Origin of the sequence: Thioalkalivibrio sp., assembly GCF_041690275.1 — a bacterium.
Classification (GTDB): Bacteria; Pseudomonadota; Gammaproteobacteria; order Ectothiorhodospirales; family Ectothiorhodospiraceae; genus Thioalkalivibrio.
Genome location: NZ_JAWLHP010000111.1, coordinates 1 through 4,575 on the forward strand (window position 1 = coordinate 1; position 4,575 = coordinate 4,575).

Here is a 4,575-nt window from a genome sequence, read left to right on the forward strand (position 1 = left end):
CAACCGTCCCGGTCCGGGGTCGGTATCCACCCGGCTGGAAGATCGCGTCATCGACATGATCTCGGAGGCCGCCCCCGGCTCCGACGTCTTCGTCTCCATTTACACGTTCACCCGGCTCGAGGTGGCGCAGGCGCTCCTGGCGGCCCGGCGGCGCGGCGTGACGGTGCGGGTTCTGGTGGACGCGAAGTCCCTTCGGCGCGACAACCCGGCGGTGGAGGCGCTGCGCTCGGCGCGTGACGGGCTCGACGGCTGCGGCCGGGCGTGCGTGCGGGTGTGCCGGCGCGGCTGCCAGGGCCTTCACATCAACCACAACAAGTTCCTGCTGCTCTCCCGGCTTCGGGACGGCAGTCGCTGGGTGGTGGCTCAGAGCTCCGCCAACTTCACGGCCGGTCAGCTCCATCACTACAACGACCTCGTGGTTATCAAGAACGACCGCAAGCTCTACCGGGCCTTCCGCCGGTACTTCGACGACCTGAGCCGGCGGCGCTGGGCCCCACGTTACTCCAGGCGCGCCAAGGGCGAGTCCGGGGTCGAGGCGTACTTCTTCCCGCGGCTGTTCGGGCCGGACCCCATCGTGAAGATGCTCGCCGGCATCGACTGTGATCCGGATGCCGTGATCCGGGTGGCGCACTCACGCTTCGAGTCGCACCGCATACGGGTTGCACGGCGGCTGCGCGCCCTGGCCGATCGGGGCTGCGACGTGCGGGTGCTCGTGCGCGACGAGCCGGGGAAGAACAGCCCCGGGTCCGCGGTGCTGCGGGAGCTCGAGGGCCTGGTGACCGTGCTGCCGTACAAGGGCCAGCCCCGGGCAGACAACGCCATTCACACCAAGCTCATGCTCATTCGGGCGCGCTACGCCGGGTCGGATCAGACGCGGCACGTGGTCCTCACCGGCTCCCACAATCTTTCCGCCACCTCCCTTCGCTTCAACGACGAGGTACTGCTGCGGCTGGAGAACGAGGCCCTGTTCGACGCCTACCAGGGCTTCTGGGAGGGGATGCTGAGGGCGCACCGGCCCCGGTGACAGGGAGGTGAGTTCCTCGGGCAGCGGAACGGGACTGGGTCTCGCCATGGTTGCCAACGTCATGCGCGAGCACGACGGTGAGGCTCGTTACGAAAGTCCTCCGGCCGGGGGAGCGCGATTCGTGCTGAGTTTTCCGGAATCTCCACGGGGCGCGGCCGGCGAATGAAACCGGCGATTCTGCTGATCGAGGACGATGAGGCGTTGCTGGCCCTGTTGGTGGACGAGTTGGAGACCGAGGCCGGGTGGAATCGGCCGGAGATTTGCAGCGTGCGCGCGCCGCTTTTGCGGCGAGCCCATGGGATCTCGTGATCACGGATCTGAGGCTACCGGACGGATCGGGTCTGGATGTGCTTCGGCTGTTCGACGGGCTCGCGGATCCGCCCGCGTGCTTGATGATCACCGCCTTTGGCAGCGTCCGTGATGCGGTGGCGGCCTTATCGGAGGGCGCATGCTGTGGCTCCAGTCTGGGCCCACCCATGCTGCACGCTGCATAACAGCAGCGCGAGCGCAGTCGCTTTCCACAGCGTTAGAAGCGGAACCGCATTGGCATGCCGAAGTTCACCTGGATGTCCGGCGAGTCTTCGGTGACCCCCAGGCGGACGTTGAAGTCCAGGGTCAGGTCGGGGCTCACGGAGTACGACGCCCCCACTGCGAAGGTGCCCGTGACCACGGAAGAGCCCGGCACCCGGTCGCCGGCCAGGGTGCTGGCGGCGGTGAACTGCTGATCGAAGGCGAAGCTCACCGAGGTGTCGAGGTTCAGGGCGATGGCCAGACCGATCTGCCCGCCCCAGGTATCGCCGCTCTCGAACCGGCCCGCGTTGGTGGTCACCGGCTCGTTATAGGTGTAGGAGAGACCGCCGAAGAACACCACCGGATCGGCCACGTGCACGGCGGTGAGCGAGCTCGACCAGCTTTCGAAGCCGCTGCCCAGCGACAGCTCGTGGCTGGCGTCGGCGGAGAACGGGTCGTCCCCCGTGGTGGATTTCCACCGCAGGCTGGCCAGCAGATCCGGCAGCACGCCGCGGCCGCGCATGAGCTGGTGGGAGAGGGCGATCTCCACGTCGCCGAGGCCGAAGTCCTCCAGGCTCGATTCCTCGTTCTCGGCGGTCACCGTCTCCCGGTGCTGATAGCCGAACGGCACCCGGGCTTCGAGCTGCAGATCGAAGGGCAGACCGAGCCGCACCGTGGCGGCGCCCTGGACGATCTCGCTGCGGATGCGCTCGTTGACGATGTCGCCCACCACCAGCACCGGCAGGATGGTGAAGCCGTCGATGACGATGCGGTCCGAGGAGCTGCTGATGTACGAAAGGCTCGACTCCACCTCGAGGGTCCGCGGCGGTAGCAACAGACCGCCGCGGTCGATGAGGGTCTGCTCGAAGGCGGCGCGCACCAGACGCTGCTGCTCACGGCGCTCCGCCTCCTCCGCCGCGGCGACGGCGGCTTCGGCCCGCCGCCGGCCCTCCTCCGCCTGGCCTCCCGGAGCCTCGGCGGCGGGCTCGACGGGGGTCTCGGTGAGCTGGGCGGGCTCCGGCTCTGCGGCGGCGCTGGCGCCGGCCTCCCGCACCCGGGTCTCCAGGGCCTCGACCCGCTGCAGCAGGGTGCGGATCTCCCGGTCGCGGGACAGGATGGCGCGCTTCAGCTCGTCGATCTGATCCTGCACCGCGGCGGTTTCCTCGGGCTCCGCGGCGGCCGGCAGCGGCGCCAGGAGCGCCAGGGTGAGGCAGGCGGCCGCGGTCTTCATGGGCTCGTCGGCGAAGGCACCAGCCGTCGCCCCAGCGGCACCGGGCCGCCGGCCCGGTACATGCGGTGAACGTGGTCCAGATCCGGCAGCAACAAGCTCATGGCGCCCGGCTCCAGAGGGCTCGATTCAGCGCTCCATGCGCCGCCCGCCTGGGCCTGGTCGGCGAACACGAAGAAGCCGATGGTGCTGGTCCAGGTTTGCTGGAAGTCCTCCACCCTCATGGTGAGATTGCCGAACGCGGGATCACCCAGCAGCACCCGGTTGCCGGCCCGGCCGCGGAACACCACGAAGTGATCGTAGTCGCGGATGCGCACGGGGAGGATGGCCGGAACGCGCCGGGCCTCGAGATCCTCGAGGGTCAAGCCTTTGAAACCGGCGGCCACGTACCCCACCGCCTCCGCGAAGCGTTTCAGATCCAGCAGGGAGAAGCCGCCCCGGGCGCGGACCCGCTCCGGGTCGGTATTGTGCAGGATGCTCACGGCGATGGTGGCTTCGCTGTACGGGTCCTGGAAATGGTGAGTCAGGATCGTGCTGAGCGCGGCGGCGCCGCAGCTGATGTCCCAGCCCTGGCGCACCAGCCGGGCCTCGCGCAGGGACTTGAAGGTTGCCACGGCAACGTCGATGCGCCCCGCGGCGGTGCGCAGGGGGGCCGCGTAGCCGGCCGGCGAAGCGAGACTCACGGCCAGCAGCGTAGCGGCGGTGACGGCGCAACGGGCTCCGCGGAGCCTCAACCGCCCCCTCCCGGGGTGACCGCGAGATTGCCGGGCGTCCCGTTGATGTTGAGCTGGTGCATGGAGCCGACGTTGGAGTTGATGTTCACGTTGAGGTTGAGCAGCACGTTCACCGGCGCGCCGGCGGCGTTCACGTTGATCAGCGCGCCCAGGTTCTGCTGAGCGTTGTCGCGCAGCACCAGCACGTTCTGCGCCCCGGCGCGGATCACCTCCACGCTGCCCTCGGCGTGGATGACGTTGCCACGGCTGGTGGTGCGGGTTGCGCTGATGGCCGCCGCGTCTTCGGGGGCCGCGCCGCTGGTCCCTGCCGTGATGGCGTCGAGCTCGGCGTCGCCGAGCTCCAGCGGCTCCGCCGCGGCAGGCGAGGAGCCTGCCGCCATCGACAGGGCGGCCATGATCAGCAGTGCGCTCCGTCTCATCGTGCTTCTCCCGTTGGCTCGCGTCATCGGAATCCCTGCACGAAGACGTTGCTCTGGCTCACCGCGTTCGCCGGCCGGGTGGCGCGGCCGGGGCTCTGGGTAACGGCACCCAGCACGTTGGCCGCGCTGCCCACCATGGCGGTGGTGGCGTTCGCCAGGTTGAAGACGCGCAGATCCCGCTGCGCATCGCCGGTCATGATGACAACGCTGTAGTTCTCGGCCGTGGCCTCACTGCCCGCCAGCGCCACCGTCTCCGCCCGCACGTCGGCCGCTTGGGCGCCAGGACGCCGGCGAATCTCCTCCGTCTCGCTGCGCTCCTCGTACGAGGCGACCTCTCGAGTCTCCACAGTGCTGCTACGGTAGTCGTGACGGAAGGTCTCTTGCCGGCGGAACGACTGCTCGCCGCATTCGGTGGTCGCCACCGCCAGGCAGATCACCGCATCCTCCATGGTGCCGGACACGCCGAACTGGCCGGCGTAGCTGGGAGCGTCGAAGTCCACCAGGGTGAGCTCGAAGCTGCCGCTGGGAAGCTCGATCTCGGGCAGATCCAGGGTCACCCGGGGGACGTCGGGCAGCACCTTGCGCGCCGCCGAACGGGCTTCATCGGACATGAAGCCCAGGGAGGGAATGACGTCGAAGGAGATGGACTGGCCGCCCAGG

8 protein-coding genes are annotated in these 4,575 nt (G+C 69.2%); 4 read left to right on the forward strand and 4 right to left on the reverse strand.

The window, feature by feature from the left end; translation table 11 throughout:
- From ACESMN_RS13370 to ACESMN_RS13385, 4 genes are all read left to right on the forward strand, one after another.
- Positions 1–1,024 (forward strand): phospholipase D-like domain-containing protein (locus tag ACESMN_RS13370; RefSeq protein ID WP_373054103.1); only part of this gene is annotated, 1,024 nt, incomplete at its 5' end.
- 7 nt (positions 1,025–1,031) lie between these two features.
- Complete coding sequence (locus ACESMN_RS13375) at positions 1,032–1,190, forward strand: ATP-binding protein (protein ID WP_373054104.1); 159 nt, start codon at positions 1,032–1,034, stop codon at positions 1,188–1,190.
- Positions 1,187–1,333 (forward strand): hypothetical protein, encoded by a 147-nt coding sequence (locus tag ACESMN_RS13380; RefSeq protein ID WP_373054110.1) that lies wholly within the window; start codon positions 1,187–1,189, stop codon positions 1,331–1,333. Before ACESMN_RS13375 ends, ACESMN_RS13380 begins: the two co-directional genes overlap by 4 nt.
- Positions 1,267–1,518 (forward strand): response regulator, encoded by a 252-nt coding sequence (locus ACESMN_RS13385; RefSeq protein WP_373054105.1) that lies wholly within the window; start codon positions 1,267–1,269, stop codon positions 1,516–1,518. The genes ACESMN_RS13380 and ACESMN_RS13385 overlap by 67 nt, the downstream gene beginning before the upstream one ends.
- A 32-nt stretch (positions 1,519–1,550) precedes the next feature.
- Here the strand turns inward: ACESMN_RS13385 and ACESMN_RS13390 are convergent, their stop codons facing one another.
- The 4 genes from ACESMN_RS13390 to ACESMN_RS13405 all read right to left on the reverse strand — a co-directional run.
- A complete protein-coding gene (locus tag ACESMN_RS13390) occupies positions 1,551–2,765 on the reverse strand; it encodes a transporter (protein WP_373054106.1) in 1,215 nt (404 codons plus the stop codon).
- Positions 2,762–3,376 carry a C39 family peptidase gene (locus ACESMN_RS13395; protein ID WP_373054107.1) on the reverse strand — a complete coding sequence of 205 codons (615 nt, stop codon included), beginning with the start codon at positions 3,374–3,376 and terminating at the stop codon, positions 2,762–2,764. Before ACESMN_RS13395 ends, ACESMN_RS13390 begins: the two co-directional genes overlap by 4 nt.
- 116 nt (positions 3,377–3,492) lie before the next feature.
- Entirely contained in the window at positions 3,493–3,915 is a 423-nt protein-coding gene (locus ACESMN_RS13400) for a hypothetical protein (RefSeq protein ID WP_373054108.1), read from the reverse strand.
- Between the two features lie 23 nt (positions 3,916–3,938).
- Positions 3,939–4,575 (reverse strand): hypothetical protein (locus tag ACESMN_RS13405; protein WP_373054109.1); only part of this gene is annotated, 637 nt, incomplete at its 5' end.

What these genes read in the sequence shown, in the direction of transcription:
- ACESMN_RS13380 (WP_373054110.1), top strand. Translation starts at nt 1,187, where the DNA reads ATGAAACCGGCGATTCTGCTGATCGAGGACGATGAGGCGTTGCTGGCC.
- ACESMN_RS13390 (WP_373054106.1), bottom strand. Translation starts at nt 2,765, where the DNA reads ATGAAGACCGCGGCCGCCTGCCTCACCCTGGCGCTCCTGGCGCCGCTG.
- ACESMN_RS13400 (WP_373054108.1), bottom strand. Translation starts at nt 3,915, where the DNA reads ATGAGACGGAGCGCACTGCTGATCATGGCCGCCCTGTCGATGGCGGCA.